Origin of the sequence: Plastoroseomonas hellenica (genome assembly GCF_018129085.1) — a bacterium.
Taxonomy (GTDB): domain Bacteria; phylum Pseudomonadota; class Alphaproteobacteria; order Acetobacterales; family Acetobacteraceae; genus Plastoroseomonas; species Plastoroseomonas hellenica.
The window spans coordinates 1-525 of record NZ_JAAGBB010000159.1 but is presented as its reverse complement, the minus strand read 5'-3'; the positions used below and the strand labels follow the sequence as shown (position 1 = coordinate 525).

Here is a 525-nt window from a genome sequence, read left to right as displayed (position 1 = left end):
CCGCTCGCCGGGCCGCGCGCCGCGCCGCCGCCGCCGCCCGACGCCTGCGAGATGTCGAGCCGCATCCGGCCGGTGGCCGCGACCGCAATCGGCGCTGATGCCGATGCCAGCCAGGCCCTGCACGCGGACCTGCTGTCGCCGTTGGTGCGCGGGCTGTTGCTGCCCGACCTGGTCGCCCGGCTGCTGCCGGCCGATCTCGGGCGCCTGCTGCCCGAGGGCGCGCTGCGGCGGGCCTGGGATGACCATGTGCGGCGGCCCTTCGGCGACGTCACCGACCGCAGCCGCTTCCTGGAACGCGCGATCGAGCGCGCCTGGCACCGCCGCACCGGGCGGGAGCTCGACGAGCAGGCCTTCCGCGCGGTCTGGCAGGGCCCGGCGGGGGATGTGCCGGCGCTGATGCTGCTGACCACCGATGTCACCACCGGCCGCCGCGTGGCGGTGAGCCACCTGGCGATGCCGCGGCCGCTCCCCCCGGCGACGCCGCCGGGCACGCCGCCCGCGCCGCCCCTGCCGATGCCGCGGGCC

General features: G+C 79.0%; 1 protein-coding gene. It reads left to right on the top strand.

What is annotated here, in order from left to right; translation table 11 throughout:
• Positions 1-525: hypothetical protein (locus GXW71_RS34630; RefSeq protein ID WP_211858633.1), on the top strand; the 525-nt coding region annotated here is incomplete at both ends.